The organism is Flavobacterium sp. H4147 (assembly GCF_029360735.1).
Taxonomy (GTDB): Bacteria; Bacteroidota; Bacteroidia; order Flavobacteriales; family Flavobacteriaceae; genus Flavobacterium; species Flavobacterium endoglycinae.
Genome location: NZ_JARKNB010000002.1, coordinates 218,872 through 237,736, shown reverse-complemented (window position 1 = coordinate 237,736; position 18,865 = coordinate 218,872). Strand labels below are relative to the sequence as shown.

Here is an 18,865-nt window from a genome sequence, read left to right as displayed (position 1 = left end):
AAAAAGAAGTTAGGTTAAATCAATTCTTCGATGTGTTTTTTGATATTTTCGGAAATCTTTTTGGTTGGAAGATCATTTTCATCATCACCAAACGGATCTTCGATTTCTTCGGCAATCAGCTCTAAACTGGCTAAAACGTAAAAAATAAAAACCACAACAGGCGCTACAAAATATCCTAAACTAACAGAATATCCAAAAGGCAGTGTCATGATATAGAAGAAAATAAATTTCTTAATGAAAGCACTGTAAGAGTAGGGAATAGGCGTGTTTTTTATACGTTCGCAGGCCCCGCAGATATTGGTGAATTCCTGAAACTCTTCGTTTAAAATAATAAGTTGTTCTCCGGTAATTTTTCCTGTATCGTACAAATCAGTGATCTTTTGATACATGATTCTTTTTACCTGATTAGGTTTGTGTTTGTGCAGATCTATTTCTAAATCAACATCTTCAAAAAGTTGTTTGCTGGTTTCTTCATCTTTTAAATGTTTGTGAAGCACATCAGCATACATTGGAATAAATTTTCGGAAAAACTTTCTGTCGTTTTCATCCTTTAAAATAGCCGAAAGTTTTATGGCAAGATTACGGCTGTTGTTTACCAAACCGCCCCACAGTTTGCGGCCTTCCCACCAGCGGTCATAAGCTGTATTGGTTCTGAAAACGAGTAATAAGGAAATTACAAATCCCAACATTCCGTGCATGATGGGAATGTTGTGGATGTAATCATTTTTTGTGACTTTGAAATGATGAATTTCAAGATAACCTACTACTGCGGCATAAACGCCTATTGCAAGCATTATCGGAAGCAGTTTTCGAACTGTATCTGATTTATGAAAATGGAATATAAAAGTAAACCAGTCTTTGGTGTTATATGAAATCATCTAAAATTTGTTTGAAACAAATTTATTTAAAAATTAATTGTTCCTGCTAATTCTTTTAAAGCAATTTCAGATAATTTTGCTTCATATTGTGCATTGCTGTAGCGAACTTTAGCGTTTACATAATTCAATTGTGCCGTTCTAAAATCGATTGTAGTAATGGTTCCAATTCTGAATTTATCCAGAGTAATTTCAAGGTTCTGCTTCGCAATTGCTTCGTTATCTTCTTCTAAATCTATTAATTCCAAATTGGTTAAATAGGTTTGATACGCTGTATTTAATTGCGTGTTTAAAACCGTATTTTGCTGTTCGATCGCAATTTTAGAATTCTCAATTTGAAGTTTCGCCACTTTTTCATTTCGATGCTGATTAAAACCATCAAAAATATTCATAGAAGCATTAAAACCGTAATTTAAACCTCGTGAAGAGGTCTGGCTGGTAAATCCTAAACTCGATTGACTTTCAGCGAAATTATATCCAGTTGTTAATCGTAAAGTTGGATAACGATCTGCTTTTACTTGTTTCAGTTGTAACTCGGCAATTCGTTTATTGATAATTTGTGCTTCTAAAGCCGGATTTTGTTTTTGGGCTAATTCTGTTAAATCAGCCAACGCGAGTTTGTCATCAACTTTAACTTCATCTGTAACTTTAAAATCAATTTTTGGATCACGCGCTAAATATTGGTTCAAAAGAATTTTAGCATTAGCATACGATTCTTTTTGTCGCAACAAAGCGACCTGATCTGAGTTTAAGTCTACTTGCGCATTCAAAACTTCTAACTTGGAAGCTTTACCAATGGTAAAACGATTTTGTGCTAATTCTAATCGTTGTTTAGAAATTACAATAGTTGTATCTAAAGCGGCCAATTGCTGCTGTTGCTGCACCAAATCATAATAAGCGGTATTGACCTGTCCGATTTTTGCCAGAATGGTTTGTTTTAGCTGTGCGTCTCCTAATTTTTGAAGTTCTTTCAGCTGGTCTAATCTCGCAAACATTCTCATTCCGTCAAAAACCGTCCATCCTAAACTTACACCATAGGTTAAACTGTTGTTTTTAGCATTGTTTAAAGAAGTGGTGGTTCCGTCCTGACGTGTTTGTGATGAATTGGTAATACTGTTATTGTCAGTTACAGAAGCAGTTGCTGTAGGCAGCATTCCTGCATTTCCCACAGTAACATTCGTCTCATTTATAACCGAGTTATTCTTGGCAATTTTGATTTCAAAATTGTTCTCCAATGCGATTTTCATAGCCTCTTCAATAGTCAAAACTTCCTGTGCATTGGTTTGAACCACACAGAAGATTATGATTATTAAAGTGCTGTATAAATTCTTAATGTTCATATTTATTTTCTTTTGCCGAAAAATCACGAATTTCAAAAAGTAAAATTCGTGATTTTTTTGACTTCTTATTTCAAACTTTCTTTTTCGTATTCGTCTATACGGTCAAATTCAGGATAATGTTTTCTGGCTTTAGACCACATGAAATAAATCGCTGGAATAACAAAAAGAGTTAATGCTAAAGAGAAAATAGTTCCTCCCACAATGACAACTCCCATACCAATTCTACTGGTAGAAGCGGCTCCAAGTGACATTGCAATTGGAAGTGCTCCTAATGCAATTGCTAAACTGGTCATTAAAATGGGACGTAAACGTGCTTCTGAAGCTTCGAGAATGGCATCCATTTTTGATTTTCCTTGCTCGCGTAACTGATTCGCAAACTCAACGATCAAAATACCGTTTTTAGTTACCAGTCCAATAAGCATTACAGTACCAATTTGGCTGAAAATATTCCACGTTTGATTGAATAACCATAATGAAAATAATGCTCCGGCAACTGCCATTGGAACCGTTAAAATGATGATAAACGGATCGATGAAACTTTCAAATTGTGCTGCAAGAATCAAGAAGATTAATAATAAAGCCAATCCAAAAGCGAAAGAAGTATTGGAACTGCTTTCTACGAAATCTCGTGATTCTCCAGCTAAATCAGTTGTAAAACTTTCGTTTAAAACTTTGGATTTAATTCTATCCATTTCCTGAATTCCATCGCTGATACTTTTTCCAGGTGCTAGTCCGGCAGAAACAGTAGCCGACATATAGCGATTGTTGTGGTACAATTGCGGCGGATTACTCTGCTCATCAATATTTACTACGTTATCCATCTGGATTAATTGTCCGCTTTTGTTTTTTACAAACATCGAAGTTAAATCCAGTGGTTTTGATCTGTCTTTCTGGTCAAACTGTCCAATTACCTGATATTGTTTTCCGTTTTTGATGAAATATCCAAAACGCTGTCCGCTTAAAGAAAGCTGTAATGTCTGTGCAATATCGATAATTGAAATTCCTAAACTTTCTGCTTTTTCGCGGTCAATACTTACGTTAATTTCAGGTTTGTTGAATTTTAAATTTACATCAGTAGTCGAAAAAACATCGCTTTTATTCACTTCATCCATGAAAACAGGAATTTTTTCTTTTAATTTTTCAAAATTCGGCGCCTGAATTATGTACTGAATTGGTAAACCTCCACGTCTGTTAACTGCAATTGTAGGTTGTTGTGTGACAGAAGTTTTAGCATTTGGATATTTTTTGGTCCATTTTGTTAATTCGTCTGCAATATCTTTTTGCGATTTTTCTCTTTCGTCGACGTCTTTTAATGTAAGCCTTACTAATCCGCTGTTAACCGAATTTGAACTAAATCCAGGCGAAGTAATTACTAAACTCACTTTTTTCTCTGGAATAGAATCATCAATCAATTGAGAGATTTCCTGCATGAAACGATCTGTGTATTCGTATGAAGATCCTTCTGGAGTCGTCATACGCATGGTTACAGAACTTCTATCATCGTAAGGAGCCGTTTCTTTTGGAAGAATGGTAAAGAACAAATAAATCAATCCAAAACACGCTATTAAAATGGGAAAACTAATCCATTTTCTGCCCATGAATTTGTTTAAGGCTTCAGCATAACTGCTGTTCATTTTTTCAAAAAATGGCTCGGTTTTAATGTAGAATTTAGATTTTTTCTGTTCGCCGCCCTTCATTAAATAAGCATTCAGCATTGGTGTTAATGTCAGTGATACAAAGGCAGAAATTAACACGGCTGCACCAATTACAACTCCAAATTCCCTAAAAAGTCGGCCAACGAAACCTTCTAAGAAAATTACAGGTAAAAACACCGCAGCTAATGTTACCGAAATGGAAATTACAGCATAGAAAATTTCATTAGAACCTTTGATTGCTGCTTCAATTGGTGACATTCCTTCTTCAACTTTCTTGAAAATATTTTCGGTTACAACAATACCATCATCTACTACCAAACCTGTAGCCAAAACGATAGCTAATAAGGTTAATACGTTGATTGAGAATCCGAAAAGCCACATAATGAAGAAAGTGGCAATTAACGAAACGGGAATATCAATTAAAGGTCTGAACGCAATTGCCCAGTCTCTAAAGAATAAATAAATAATAATGATTACCAGAATGATCGAAATTCCTAAAGTCTCGGCCACTTCAAGTACTGATTTCTTTACGAAAATAGTATTGTCAAGTGCAATGTTTAATTTGATATCTTTTGGAAGGTCTTTTTTAAGTGCTTCGTATTTTTTATAGAATTCTTTTGAAATATCTAAATAATTGGCTCCCGGCATGGGTACAATTGCTAAACCAATTAATGGAAGTCCTGATTGGCTTAGTTTTGTTTCTAAATTTTCGGGTCCTAATTCGGCACCGCCAACATCGCTTAAACGTACGATTTTGTCTCCGTCGGTACGAACAATAATATTGTTGAATTCTTCTGGTTTAGAAAGGTTACCAACCGTTTTTACGGTCAATTCGGTATTGTTTCCCGTTAATTTTCCTGACGGAAGTTCTACGTTTTGCGCATTTAATGCATTACGAACGTCGGCAACTGTACAGCCATAAGCGGTTAATTTTGCAGGATCAATCCATAAACGCATAGCGTAGCGTTTTTGTCCCCAGATTTGGACACCGCTGACTCCTGGAATGGTTTCTAATCGTTGTGAAATGACATTTTCAGCATAATCACTTAGTTCTAAAGAATTTCGTGTATCACTCTGAACGGTCATCGAAATGATAGCATCACTATCGGCATCGGCTTTTGAAACTACCGGCGGAGCATCAATATCCTGCGGTAAACTTCTGATGGCTTGTGATACTTTATCACGAACGTCGTTTGCGGCTTCTTCTAAATCTTTGTCAAGATTAAACTCGATGGTAATATTACTGCTTCCTTGATTACTGGAAGAAGTGATGTTTCGGATTCCGTCAATGGCATTTACTGCTTTTTCAAGAGGTTCCGTAATTTGTGATTCGATAATATCGGCGTTGGCTCCTGTATAGTTGGTACGAATGGAAACCTGCGCCGGATCGATCGACGGGAATTCGCGCACCCCTAAAAATGTATAACCAATAAAACCGAACAATATAATTAATAAGTTCAGTACTATGGTTAAAACAGGTCTTCTAATACTGGTAGTTGATAAACTCATTTGAGATTTTGGATTTTAGATTGTTGATTTTGGTTTTAGATTTCGTGTATGCTGAAATCCAGAACCTAAAATCTGAAATCATAAATTATTTTTGCGCTTGTACTTTAACTTTGATTGGTGCTTCGTTTTTTAAAGACATTACACCGCTTGTAATTAAAGTATCTCCGGCTTTTAACCCTGATAAAATCAAAATAGAAGCATCTGTTCGTGTGGTGGCATCAACCATTACTTCTTTGGCTTGACCATTATTGGCGATATAGACTTTTTTACCGCTTTGTACGGGTACAATTGCTTGAGATGGAACTACAATGGCATCTTTAATAATGTTCAATGGTAATTTAATATCAGCAAATGTTCCAGGGAAAAGTTTTCCGTCGGTATTGTCAGCAATAGCGCGAATCTGCAGTGTACGAGTGGCAACGGCAACTTCAGGCTCGATAGCGTATATTTTTGCGGTATAAGTTTTATCTGAACCAGAAACGTTAAAATCAATTGTTGATCCGTTTTTTACTTGTGAGGCATATTTTTCTGGAATAGAAAAAGTGATTTTTAGTTTTCCAGTATTGACCAGTTTTGCGACTAAAACGGTTGGAGTGATGTATGTTCCAGGTGAAATAGAACGTAAGCCAATTTTTCCTGAGAAAGGAGCTTTTACAGATGTTTTTGCAATTTGTGCTCTGATTAACTGGCTTTGTGCCTGTGCCGAAGCGTGATCTGCTCTTGCTACATCTGCTTCCTCCTGGCTGATAGCTTCTTTTTGAAGTAAAAGTTTGGCTCTTCTTTCGTTTTCTGCTGCTAAACCTTCTTTGGTTACAGCTTGTCTTAACTGCGCTTTTAATTCGATATCATTTACTTTAAAAAGTACCTGTCCTTTATTAACGTAAGTACCTTCATTAAAATAAATTCCTTCTACAATTCCCGAAACTTCGCTGTGGATTTCGACTTGTTCATTGGCTTCAATAGAACCTGATAACGATAAATTATTATCGAAGGTAGAGGTTTTTACGACAAGTCCCGTTACCGATATTGGTTTGTCTTTGTCGCCAAATTTTTTAGAGTCCTCATTTTTACTCTTATTCGAAATTATCCTGTAAGTGATAAATCCTCCTAAGACTATGATTATTAAGGCGTAGATTAGGTGTTTTAGTTTCATAAAGTTTTGGTGAAATAGGTGTTTTGGGTGTATGTTTTTTGCAACTGACAAATTTAACTTTTTGAAGTGAAATCGAGAGGTGTTAGCTTTTATTTAACACTTGCGTAATCATAATTTCAAATCGGTTTTTATAGGTATTGCATTAAAAATTTTGCACTTAGACACTGTTTTTGATCAAAGGTTTAATTAAATACTTGATATTTTTATTTTGCTTTAACTCTTTTTATGTTAATGAAATCTATGTACTTGATAATTATGCTGTTATTTTCTTTTTACAGTTGAAAATTAAAAAGAAATTTTTCTCAACTTTTTTATGAAGAATAAAAATAAAGTTTTTTTTGTCTGATTTTTTTTGCATTTAAACGATTTTATTTGTAACATTGATATGTTAAACAAAATGAAGTTTTTTCCATGAAAAACGATTGTTTTTATTCATTTTGATGTTAAAATATTGAAATTGGTGGTGTTTTTTTGAAGTTTTAAGGAATTTAGCTGATAAATTTATTAACAAGTGTTTATAATTTCTTTTTTAATTACTAAAAATAACTTTATGAAGAAAAAAATACTGCTTATCTTATGGTTTTCATTATTACTTACCGCAATTGGATATCTTTTCTGGCAGAATGAGTTTAAATATAGTCTGCCAACACCAATTCCTGAAAACTATCACAAGATTGCTTTAGGAAGAACTGTTGATTTATCTCAATGTTGTCCTTTTGATGCAAAACCAGTTTTTTTTCACTTCTTCAATCCTGATTGTCCATGCTCACGTTTCAATGTGCCTCATGTTAGTGAACTTATAAAAAAATACGGAGACCAAGTCAACTTTAAAATTGTAGTTCTGAATAAGAAGAGAATTTTTACGATTAAGGAAATCCAAGAAAAATTTGGAGCAGAAATTCCGGTTTATTTTGATGAAGGTATTGCAAAGAAATGTGGTGTTATCTCGACTCCGCAGGCTGTTATTCTTGATCCTTTGCACAATTTATATTATCGAGGAAATTACAATAAAACAAGATATTGTACGAATCCAGAAAGTAACTATGCCCAGCAGGCCGTAGAGTTGCTTTTGAACAAACAAAAATCGCCCACTTTTAATGCTTTAGCTCTTAGAGCTTATGGATGTTCGCTGCCCAAATGCACTAAATAAATCTATCACTAACTTAAATTAAAAACCCCATGAAAACAAAAGCCAGCTTGAATGAGCAAGACTACCTACACAATTTTATGTCGACTATGACGCAAAAATCAGACACGATTATTAATTATGTTTTAATTGTTTATTTTCTCCTCGGAATCGGATTGTCGTTTAAATACGATACGTTTGAAATTGGAGTAGGAGTAGGAACGCTCAATCTTTTAGCCTATTATTCAGCTAAATTTTTTATTAAAAATTCTAAATTTTATCAATATGTTTTATCTGTTGTATTGGCTATTTTTATGGCTCAGTATATTTACCAAATGCACGGATTATTTGAGATGCATTTTACGGTTTTTATAGCCAGCACCATCCTAATTATTTATCAAAATTGGAAACTTCAAATTCCGCTGACGTTCTTGGTTGTACTGCACCATGCAGGTTTGGCATATCTTCAAAACTTCATTTATAATGATGCTAACGGACTTCAGGTTTATTTTTCTCAGGTAAATTTTGATCTCGAAACTTTGATTATTCATACTGTGCTGGCAGCAGTCGTATTTTTTATGAACGGGTATTGGGCGTATTATTTTAAAGAACACAGCCAAAATCATATTTCTAAAATCTCAGATGAATACGAATTGGAAAACATGAAACTGGCATCGGCCAAATTCAGCTCGATGTCGGCTACAAAAGAGTATAATGATTATATCCACAAAACGACATTGGATTTAAAACTTCCAGTTAATTCGGTTTTAAAACTAATTGATGTTACAAGAGGACATACAGACAATGATAAACTGCATACGTATCTGGATATGATGCGTGAAAGTGCTAAAAAAATTGACGATCTGGTAAATGATATTCATATAAAATCTACTAACAGCAGACCCTGATTAAGTAGAAAACCAACTTCCAAAAAAAAAAATCATTTACACGCAGTTAATCCTCATACTAACATTAATGTAGAAAAATATGGATGCCAGATTTTCCCGTCCAACGCCTTCTGATCGAGAAGTTGATTGGAATAAAAACAAAGTCTTACTTAGCAAAACAGATAAAAATGGGACTATTTTGTATGCTAATGAAGACTTTATAGATGTTTCAGGATATGATGAATTTGAATTAATAGGTCAGCCTCATAATATTATCAGACATCCAGATATGCCCAAAGTAATTTTTAAATTCTTATGGGACAGTATAAAATCAAGTGAAAATATACATGTCATCATTAAAAACATGGCAAAAACAGGCCGTTATTATTGGATTGTCACCGATTTTAAAATCATTGCCGATACTGATGGTGATATTGTAGGTTTCTTTTGCACTCGAAAATCAGTTCCTGAACCTATCATCACAAAGTTTATCGAACCGTTGTATAAAAAGCTTTTGCAGATTGAAGAAGTAAGTGGAATAAGTGCTTCAGAAGAATATCTGGTTGGATTTTTGGAAGAACGGAAGAAAACTTACATGGAATATATCGATCATTTAATCACAACTGGTAAAGACGATAAAAACAAAGTAAGTAAAGGTTTGTTCAGTGGTTTATTCGACAAAAAATCACCGTCTAAAAAATAACTGAACTTCAAGATATGCTTCATTGTATCGACAAAAATATTCAAAATTCATTTTTGCCCCCAACAAATCTTAATCACCTGAATATTTAAACTTATAGTAAAGAATAAGTCAGATACAGTGAAGTGTATTTTTTTATAAGGTACAGAGATATAGAGTTTCAAAGGGACAAAGGTTTAAAATCTCTCGAAGTTATACTTTAAACCTTTGTTACTCTGAACCTTTGCTTCTTTGTCCCTAAAAATATAACTACGAAATATAATTCCAAATATTCTTTTTCTTAGTCAATTCTATGAAGACTGTTTTTAGAATGGCGTGTTCTGGTTTTTGAAGAGGCGGATCTTCTTTTAAAATTTTCATGGCATAGTTGCGAGCGTAAGAAAGAATTTCTCTGTCTTTTACGATATCGGCAATTTGAAGGTTTAGTACACCACTTTGCTGTGTTCCCATCAAATCTCCTGGTCCGCGGAGTTTTAGATCTACTTCGGCAATTTCGAAACCATCGTTGGTACGCACCATAGTTTCCATTCTGGTTTTGCTGTCAGTGCTTAATTTATGGCTTGTCATTAAAATACAATAACTCTGTTCAGCACCTCGGCCAACACGTCCGCGAAGCTGATGCAGCTGCGATAAACCAAAACGCTCAGCACTTTCAATAATCATCACGCTGGCATTTGGCACGTTAACACCTACCTCAATAACGGTTGTAGCCACCATAATATTGGTTTTTCCTTCAGAGAAACGTTTCATCTCAGCATCTTTATCAGCAGGTTTCATTTTTCCATGCAAAATGGAAATCGAATATTGAGGCAGAGGAAAATCTCTGGAAATACTTTCGTAACCATCCATTAAATCCTTATAATCCATTTTTTCGGATTCCTGAATTAACGGATACACAATATAAATCTGTCTTCCTTTTGCAATTTCATCGCGAAGGAATTTCCAGACTTTCAAACGATTTGTGTCGTAACGGTGTGCCGTTTCGATAGGTTTTCTTCCCGGTGGTAATTCATCAATCACAGAAATATCCAAATCACCATACAAACTCATCGCCAAAGTTCTCGGAATTGGCGTTGCCGTCATGACCAAAACGTGAGGCGGAATATCGTTTTTCTTCCACAATTTAGATCTTTGTTCTACACCAAAACGATGCTGCTCGTCAATGATAGCAAGACCTAAATTATTGAATTTCACTTTATCTTCAAGTAATGCGTGCGTTCCAATTAATATTTTTAAACTTCCGTTTTCAAGCTCTTCGTGAATAATTTTTCGTTCGGAAGTTTTAGTTGATCCCGTTAAAATTCTGATGTTGATGTTTAATAAATTCGCAAATTCAGATAAACCAAGAAAATGCTGGTTGGCCAAAATTTCGGTTGGAGCCATTAAACACGCCTGAAAACCGTTGTCAATCGCCAAAAGCATACTCATAAACCCAACGATAGTTTTTCCAGAACCTACATCACCTTGAAGTAATCGATTCATTTGGGCGTTGCTTCCCATATCCGTACGGATTTCTTTAATTACTCTTTTTTGAGCATTTGTTAAATCAAACGGCAGGTGGTTTTGATAAAAATCATTAAAAAGTTCCCCGACTTTTGTAAACGGATGTCCTTTTATTTTATGTTTTCTAATTAAATTTTTAGTGATTAACTGAAGCTGGATGAAAAACAATTCTTCAAATTTTAATCGAAATTGAGCTTTCGCCAAAGCATCGGCACTCTTTGGGAAATGAATATTAAATAATGCGGCTCTCTTGGAAATCAGTTTTAATTCTTCGATTAAATAGGCTGGGAAAGTTTCGGTAAACAACGCTTGGGTTTCAAGAAACAATTGTTCCATCATTTTATTGATTGTCCTATTCGAAATACCACGATTCGTTAGTGTTTCTGTAGAAGGATAAACCGGCTGCATGGCAGAGCGCAGACTTCTTTCGTGTTCGCTTAGTAATTCAATTTCTGGATGTGCCATGCTGAATGAACTTCCATACAAAGAACATTTTCCAAAAATTACCAGCTGTTCGTTCAGTTTTAAACTTTCACGAATCCATTTGTGACCTTGAAACCAGTTGAGTTCGATCTGTCCGGTTTCATCTACAAAAGTTGCAACGAGACGTTTTTTGTTTTTGGCAAATTCAACAGTTTTAATGTTGATTATTTTTCCAATAATCTGTACTTCAGTTCCTGTATTCTGTAATTCATTAATCTTATAATATCTTGTACGGTCGATATATCGGTTGGGATAAAAGTTAACCAGATCTCCGTATTTATGAATTCCCAGTTCCTTGCGAAGCAGCTGGCCACGGCTTGGACCAACACCTTTCAGATATTCAATAGGAGTTTCAAGAAGATTGTTAGACATTGAGGAATTTTAGGTTTTAATTTCAGATTGATCCAATTGGGATTTGGAATTATTTTTTGATTTTATTCTTTGGAATTTTCTAAAAGCGAAGATAGATTTTAATTGGGAAATTTAAAAGTGACTTTCTGCTTAAAAATTTTAGTGTACAGATACGCAACCTTTTACAAATAATAATATCTATTTAATGTACAAACCATAAAACCTAATAAAATGAAAAAAATTACTCTTATTGGCGTAATAACACTGTTTATAACAAGCTTTTTATCTTGTTCAAATGATGATGGAGATTCCAAAAACACCAGTTATTATGGAAAATGGGAATTAAGTAGAATGGCTGGCAACGGATTTATTCTGGCGGTTTACAGTATTGGACAGCCGCAGTGGAAGGAAACCTATGATTTTAAAAAAGACAACACTTTTATTAAAACTAAAGTCCAAAACGAAACTACTATTACAGCATCAGGAACTTTTTCGGTAGTAACTATTCAAAACAGACCGCATTTGCAACTAACCTATACCAATCCAAGTGAAATTGTGGGAAGTTGTAAAGGAAACCAAAGTGAAGAATTAGTGGTAAATGAAGCAGGAACACTAAATAGTACATGGCAAAACTGCGATGGTCCTTCATTAGAATATAAAAAAGTAAAGTAGTCTATTCAAGATATTTATTGATTTATAAATACAAAAAAACTCTGTCAAAAGCTGGCAGGGTTTTTTATTTTTCCGTCAGTATTATTTTAATAAATAAAGATAATTGTTAGATTTGTTGACCATTAAGATATAAGCCCAAGAAAAATGAAAGAAGAAAAAGTTCCTTTTGAAACCATGATTTTTGCAGGTGTCACATTTAAAGTCATTAACCGACATGAAGCGCATACTATTATTGGAGATCTAACCAATTTCAATAATCAGAAAATTTACAATGTTTTTGAAGATACCTGGCGTTTTCCTGATTATGAAGAAAATCCAATATTCTTGCTGGCAGAGGACGATGTAGAAATGGATTCATTTGAAATGGATTTTAGTACAGATGAACATCCAGATGTTTTTATTCTAGGATTTATATTTAAAGGAAACCTGAATGTTGCCAAACTAATCAGTTCTTACGATACCGATAATTCACCTGCTTTAATTGTTTTTGGAAAAACCACAGCAGTAAATATTACTTTGTTCGGAAGTATTCATTATCTAGGCGGTGGTGTGCAGTGTGATGTTCTTATGGGAGAATACAATCATGGCGAACTTTTCGTAAAAGGCGATGTAAAAGCTTGGTTAATCCACAGTGATGATATGCTGATGCATTTTGAACGTTTTACTGATGTTGAAGCAATTATAAATGTGGGCAGACCCGATATTATGATCTGTAGTAATGTTGAAGGACCAGACGGTCTTTTGACAATCGAAAATTACTTTCCGTCAACTCATAAATTATATGATATTGTTGATGATGCTTTTATTGATTATTCAAGTTATGAAGATGGAATATTAGGTAACAATTACCATGAAGTTTTTAAAGAAGGGCTTTCGATCCTGAATTACAATAAAAAAGATCAGTATACATACGCTGATTTCCGTAATCAGTTTATCAATATGGTCAATGCTTTATCTGAAACCGAAGAATTAAAAGAAGAAGGTAAAATCATAAGAAATATTGGAACAACCATTTATTCGTTTATTCCTTTTGATTATGAAGGAATGAAATACAGCCAGATTTCTGAAGAAATTTCCAATGGATTTGACATCAGAATGCGTGCTTTATGGTGTCATGATACAGAAGAAATCACATTGGTATTAGAATATCTATACGAAGACGGAAATCCAAAATACCAGTGGGCTAACAACGAAACAGCTCCTGGAATTGAAATGTTGTGTGTAAAACGTGCTGCTTTAAAAACGTTTGAAATACTTACAGCTGAAGTTGTTGAAGAAGAGGAAGATGATGAAGACGAAAGAGAGTACACAGAGTATGACAGTAGTTTCTCTTTAGAAGAATTCACACCTCAGTTTGGAAGTTATAAATTGCCTGATGACTTGGTGAAATTATATAAATTTCAGCAAGAATACGGATCTGAAACTTATTCAGAATGTTTTGGACTTCTGGTAACAAATGATAAAACGGGAATAAAAACCTGGTCTGAGGAAGAAGAATTCTATAACAGTTTTATTGAATTTGCTGGTGCAAACGGTTCAGGAAGTTCATACGCGTACTGGCTTATCGACAATGATTTGAATAATTGTCCGATAGTCGTTTTTGGTGACGAAGGCGGGATTCACGTAGTAGCTGAGAACATCCGTAAATTAATTCATCTCTTAACTTTAGATACTGAAATTTCTGTTGATTTTGATTACGCGTATTTCTATAAAGACGACGAATATTATTCTGAAAATGAAAATAAAGAAGCATTTCACGAATGGGTTAAAAAAGAATTTAATCTAGATCCGATAGAAACAAATGAAGAAGCTGACGCAATCGTAGACGAAGCAAAAGAAAAGTACAAAAAGAAATTAAACGATTTTCTAACCAAATTCGGGATTGAAATTGGTGAAGAAGATGATGAATAAAATTGAATAAAATGACAACACATTTAGCACTTTTGAGAGGAATTAATGTTTCCGGACATAATATGATGAAAATGGAAGCTTTAAAAACCATGCTGGAAAATCTCGGCTTTCAAAATGTTCGTACCTATCTGCAATCGGGAAATGTATTTGTGGATAGCGAAGAAGAGGCGTCAAAAGTGGGTTTTATGATTAAACAGGAAATCTTTAAAGTTTTTGGGCATGAAGTTCCTGTCGTCATGATTACCAAAGAAAATTTAGAATCGTGTTTTGCTAACAATCCTTATTTGAAAGAAAAAGATTGTGACACTAAAAAGCTTTATGTGGCTTTTGTTTCAACGACTTTGAAAAAAGAAAATATAAACGATTTAAAAATCAGTCAGTTTAAACCAGATGAGGCCAGTATTGACGAAAATAGGATTTTTATAAAATATGCAGTTGGGGCAGGCAAAACCCGTTTCGATCAAAAATACATCGAGAAAAAACTGAATGTTACTGCTACGATTAGAAATTGGAATACAGTGACAAACTTACTTAAAATGTATTCGGAATAATTAATCACGAAGCCATTTTTGCATAGCTGGAAAAGGAGATTTTTGTTCTTTTTCGGCTTTTTCTTTTCCAAGGCATAATCCCATCCATTCCAACAGCGGCAATCCTATATAAGTTCCCGAACTAAAATTGGAAATAAACCACTGCGATTGATCTCTATAACCATTTGGATGAAATACAAATTCTAAAGGAAGTTCTAAATAATGCAAAGCACCATACGACCATAAAATTGCTGCAATTTCATCACCTTGAGTAGGCCATTCTGAAGGTATTTCTGTCGTTCCCACTAACTTTCTTTCCGCAGAAGTAGTTACCGCAAGATGTCCAGCTTCGTGTAGTATATCTCCGGGATAAAGTAATTTTTCGTAATCAATATAAATACAGTCTGGACCAAGTTCAAGACCAGGCAAAAATGTATTATCGAGTTCTTTTTCAATAACATTGATTTTTATTTCTTCAAGAAACCGCACTACTTTTTTTACTTCAATATTTTCTTTTAAAGACATAATCAGCTGGTTTTAATTAAATCACAATACCAAAAGCCATAGTCAAAAGCGTCGGAAGAATCATTGTCACAAGCTGTATTTGAAGGATTTTGGTTTTTTGGTTTTTCATATTTTCGATATACAATTTCGCCTATTTCAAAATCAATAGGTTTAGAGAAAATAGGTCCATCGAAAGTAAAAGTGTGAAATTCTCCGTTTTCTCCGCAAACATCTACATTTTCAGGAAGATCATTTATAAAATCCTGATCGATTAAACGTCCCACAAAACTTTTATCCAAATAACGTTCGTTTACACAAACCACAATAGTTTTAAATCCCAATGAAATAAATTCATTAATCAAATTATGTGACGGAATTTTCCAGATTGGAAAAACACCTTCAAAACCAATTTTCGCTAGTTGTTTCTCACGGTATTTTCGTAAATCTTCTAGAAATATATCACCAAAAACCGAATGCGTGATTCCGTTATTTTTGAAATCTGTTAGTGTTTTGGTCATAACTTCTTCGTAAACTTCCATAGTTGGCATTTCCGGAATTTCCATGATTTTGAGAGGTATGCCAATGCTTTCGGCTTGCTCTTTTAGTAGTTCAGTACGAACACCATGCATCGAAATTCGCTGATATTGCTGGTTGACACTTGTCAGCAGATATTCAATTTTATAGGCAGGATTCTGCAGTATTTTATATAAAGAAAGAGCAGAATCTTTTCCGCTGCTCCAGTTAAAAAGGGCTTTTATAGGTGCTGGCACAATTTGATATTTTAATAATGTAAACTTACAAATTTCATTCTATTTGTTACTGAAACCTTTGTAACTTTGGAATTTTACAAGCCAAAGAGATGACATTATTTAAAGACAAGTTCAGAACAATTTCAAATAGATTGAAAAATTGGGATTATTCTAGTGAAGCAATTTATTTTATTACAATAGTCACTAAAGGCAGGAAATGCATATTTGGGAATATTGAAGGTGATAAAATGATTTTAAATCATAATGGGAAAATTATAGAAAAAGAGCTCTTGAAATCAATAACTATTCGTAAAAATTGGTTTTTTCACAATTGGGTTATCATGCCAAATCACATTCATTTGTTAATTGAAATTCAAAATAATGAAGTTTCTAACGTAGAGACGCACAGCAGTGCGTCTACATATAGTATTTCTACGAAACAAAATAATGACTCTCATATTTCTTTGACGACAAATAAACGTGACACGCACTGCAGTGCGTCTCTACAAAACCAATCAGAACCAAAATTGTCCAGAAAACCAAATTCTATTTCATCCTTTATTGCCGTTTTTAAATCAATAACGACCAAACAAATAAATGATATTGATTCCATTTGGCAGACAAATTATCATGATCATATTGTTCGAAATTATAAAACATTTGAAACAATTTATGATTATATTAAAAATAATCCAATATCTTGGGAGAAAGATTCTATAAATTCAAATTTTCAATGAAATATATTTTCCTCTTTATAACGTCCTTCCTTTTTGCACAACAAACCAAATATGTTGATTTTAAATCCGTTTCAGGGCAACTAACGATATACAGCACTCCAAAAATAATTTCTGGTGAAGTCGATTATACTTTCGAAGTGCTTCAGCCAATCGACACTATCAAAATCGATGGGAAAAATATGGAGTTTACTAATGTTCAGATTGATGGGCAAGATGTAATTTTTTTGAATACCACTAAAGAATTACAAATCATAAATAATTTTCAAAAAGGCCTTAAACACTTAATATTTAAATATAATGTAAAACCAAAACAAGCTTTGTATTTTGTTGATATTGAAAACAATGATGTACAAATCTGGACACAAGGACAAGGAAGATATACCAGTAATTGGTTTCCCAGTTTTGATGATGTAAATGAAAAAGTCATTTTTAATTTAGGGATAACTTACGATAAAGAGTATCAAGTTGTTTCGAACGGTATTTTGAAAAGTAAAACCGAAAAAATTAATCAGATTCATTGGCAGTATGAAATGGAAAAACCAATGAGCTCTTATTTGTTGGTTCTTTCTATTGGTAAATACGATAGAAAAGATTTTCGTTCGAAATCGAAAATCCCGCTTGAATATTATTTAGAAAACAAAGATTCTGCTCGTTTTGAACCAACTTATCGCTATTCAAAACGCATTTTTGATTTTCTGGAAAAGGAAATTGGAGTTAAATATCCATGGAAAATATTTAGAAATATTCCAGTTCGTGACTTTTTGTATGCCGGAATGGAAAATACCACTACAACACTTTTTGCCACACGTTACGTGGTTGACGATATTGGTTTTGCTGACCGAAATTATGCAAATGTTGACGCTCATGAATTGGCGCATCATTGGTTTGGAGATTTGATAACTGCCGAAAGCAGCACTCATCATTGGCTTCAAGAAGGGTTTGCTACATATTATGCGTTACTTGCGGAACGCAATATTTTTGGTGACGATTATTTTTATGCCAAACTTTACGATACCGCGCAGCAGATTAAATTTGCTTCTAGAACAGATCATGTTCCGGTTTTAGATGCCAAAGCAAGTTCGCTGACGTTCTATGAAAAAGGCGCATGGACGCTTTTTGTATTACACGAAACCATTGGCGATAAAGCGTTTAAAAGAGCGGTGAAAAATTATCTCAATAAATACGCTTTTAAGAATGTAAATACGCAGAATTTCTTTGATGAAGTCAAAAAAGTAACTGACTTTGATTTGGTTCAGTTTCAGAAAACTTGGCTTGAATCAACGACTTTTGATACGCCAACTGCCAACGCTTTGTTGAGTAAAAACAAAGCAATTCAAGTCCGGTTAGAAGTCGATAAATTAAAGAAAACACCTTTAGCAGACAAAATTGATTTTCTAACAAAAACTCTAGATTCAGATGTTTATTATTCAGTAAAAGAAGCTATTATAGCCCAATTGCAAAATGAAATCTATGAAAGCAAAAAGGAATTGTTATTGAAAGCAATGCATCAGAATAATATTCAAGTACGTCAGACTCTTGCAGGAACTTTGTCCAAAATACCAGAAGATTTTAGAACAGAATATGAAACTTTGCTAGATGACAAATCGTATCAAACACAAGAGATTGCTTTGTTTTATTTATGGAAAAACTTTCCTGATCGTAGAAAAGAATATCTAGATAAATCTAAAAACTGGATTGGTTTTAACGATTATAATTTACGGACTTTATGGCTTTCTTTGGCATTATCAACTCCAGATTATAGTTCAAATCCAGAAGAACTCATTACTGAATTGATTGGTTTTTCGACGACGAAATATGAAGCAACAACACGTCAGAATGCTTTAGAAAAATTGATTGCTTTTAAAATCATTAACGATCAGGTTCTTGTAAATCTTGTAAACGCAACCACACATCATATGTGGCAGTTTTCTAAGTTTGGAAGAGATTCTATCAGAACTTTATTGAAAAATTCAGAAATGCGTGCTTCATTTAATAGAATTTTGCCTAATTTGAACCCCGATGAACAATTTCAGCTGAATCGTTTGTTGAAAGAGTAATTTTTTACTGGAGATCTTGTATGGTGCTGAAGGGAGACATGGAAGAAGCAAGAATAAGATGAAAGAGTAAAGATGAAAGAGTAAAGATGAAAGATTATTGAAAGGACGATAGAATAAGAAATT

The 18,865-nt window shown here is 33.8% G+C and carries 15 protein-coding genes; 8 read left to right on the top strand and 7 right to left on the bottom strand.

From position 1 onward, the window contains the following. Nucleotides 1-14: 14 nt before the first annotated feature. The 4 genes from P2W75_RS08905 to P2W75_RS08890 form a co-directional block, all read right to left on the bottom strand. Nucleotides 15-878 carry a bestrophin family ion channel gene (locus tag P2W75_RS08905; protein ID WP_276380079.1) on the bottom strand — a complete coding sequence of 288 codons (864 nt, stop codon included), beginning with the start codon at nt 876-878 and terminating at the stop codon, nt 15-17. A gap of 26 nt (nt 879-904) precedes the next feature. After that, nucleotides 905-2,215, bottom strand: a complete 1,311-nt coding sequence (locus P2W75_RS08900) for a TolC family protein (protein WP_276380078.1) — start codon at nt 2,213-2,215, stop codon at nt 905-907. 65 nt (nt 2,216-2,280) lie between these two features. Then, on the bottom strand, nt 2,281-5,379 hold the full coding sequence (locus P2W75_RS08895; RefSeq protein ID WP_276380077.1) for an efflux RND transporter permease subunit: 3,099 nt from the start codon (nt 5,377-5,379) through the stop codon (nt 2,281-2,283). A gap of 85 nt (nt 5,380-5,464) precedes the next feature. Beyond that, complete coding sequence (locus P2W75_RS08890; RefSeq protein ID WP_207296368.1) at nt 5,465-6,532, bottom strand: efflux RND transporter periplasmic adaptor subunit; 1,068 nt, start codon at nt 6,530-6,532, stop codon at nt 5,465-5,467. 550 nt (nt 6,533-7,082) lie between these two features. On the opposite strand from P2W75_RS08890, the gene P2W75_RS08885 reads away from it, so the two are divergent. The 3 genes from P2W75_RS08885 (at nt 7,083) to P2W75_RS08875 (ending at nt 9,248) form a co-directional block, all read left to right on the top strand. Further along, nucleotides 7,083-7,682 carry a peroxiredoxin gene (locus tag P2W75_RS08885; protein WP_276380076.1) on the top strand — a complete coding sequence of 200 codons (600 nt, stop codon included), beginning with the start codon at nt 7,083-7,085 and terminating at the stop codon, nt 7,680-7,682. A 29-nt stretch (nt 7,683-7,711) separates the two neighbouring features. Beyond that, nucleotides 7,712-8,566, top strand: coding sequence for a hypothetical protein (locus P2W75_RS08880; RefSeq protein WP_207296366.1), 855 nt, complete (start codon nt 7,712-7,714; stop codon nt 8,564-8,566). 79 nt (nt 8,567-8,645) lie between these two features. After that, nucleotides 8,646-9,248, top strand: coding sequence for a PAS domain-containing protein (locus P2W75_RS08875; protein WP_276380075.1), 603 nt, complete (start codon nt 8,646-8,648; stop codon nt 9,246-9,248). A 246-nt stretch (nt 9,249-9,494) separates the two neighbouring features. Here the strand turns inward: P2W75_RS08875 and recG are convergent, their stop codons facing one another. Next, nucleotides 9,495-11,603 (bottom strand): ATP-dependent DNA helicase RecG, encoded by a 2,109-nt coding sequence (gene recG / locus P2W75_RS08870; protein WP_207296364.1) that lies wholly within the window; start codon nt 11,601-11,603, stop codon nt 9,495-9,497. Between the two features lie 210 nt (nt 11,604-11,813). Between recG and P2W75_RS08865 the strand changes: the two genes are divergently transcribed. From P2W75_RS08865 to P2W75_RS08855, 3 genes are all read left to right on the top strand, one after another. Beyond that, entirely contained in the window at nt 11,814-12,254 is a 441-nt protein-coding gene (locus P2W75_RS08865) for a hypothetical protein (RefSeq protein ID WP_207296363.1), read from the top strand. 144 nt (nt 12,255-12,398) lie between these two features. Continuing rightward, entirely contained in the window at nt 12,399-14,165 is a 1,767-nt protein-coding gene (locus P2W75_RS08860) for a hypothetical protein (RefSeq protein ID WP_276380074.1), read from the top strand. 11 nt (nt 14,166-14,176) lie between these two features. Then, complete coding sequence (locus P2W75_RS08855; protein WP_276380073.1) at nt 14,177-14,716, top strand: DUF1697 domain-containing protein; 540 nt, start codon at nt 14,177-14,179, stop codon at nt 14,714-14,716. On the opposite strand, the gene P2W75_RS08850 is transcribed toward P2W75_RS08855, so the two are convergent. Further along, nucleotides 14,717-15,220, bottom strand: a complete 504-nt coding sequence (locus P2W75_RS08850) for a hypothetical protein (protein ID WP_276380072.1) — start codon at nt 15,218-15,220, stop codon at nt 14,717-14,719. A 2-nt stretch (nt 15,221-15,222) separates the two neighbouring features. After that, nucleotides 15,223-15,969: a diphthine--ammonia ligase gene (locus P2W75_RS08845; RefSeq protein ID WP_276380071.1), complete on the bottom strand. Its 747-nt coding sequence runs from the start codon at nt 15,967-15,969 to the stop codon at nt 15,223-15,225. Nucleotides 15,970-16,058: 89 nt separating this feature from the next. On the opposite strand from P2W75_RS08845, the gene P2W75_RS08840 reads away from it, so the two are divergent. Beyond that, on the top strand, nt 16,059-16,685 hold the full coding sequence (locus tag P2W75_RS08840) for a transposase (protein ID WP_276380070.1): 627 nt from the start codon (nt 16,059-16,061) through the stop codon (nt 16,683-16,685). Then, nucleotides 16,682-18,742: a M1 family metallopeptidase gene (locus P2W75_RS08835; RefSeq protein WP_276380069.1), complete on the top strand. Its 2,061-nt coding sequence runs from the start codon at nt 16,682-16,684 to the stop codon at nt 18,740-18,742. The genes P2W75_RS08840 and P2W75_RS08835 overlap by 4 nt, the downstream gene beginning before the upstream one ends. The last annotated feature ends 123 nt before the right edge of the window (nt 18,743-18,865 follow it).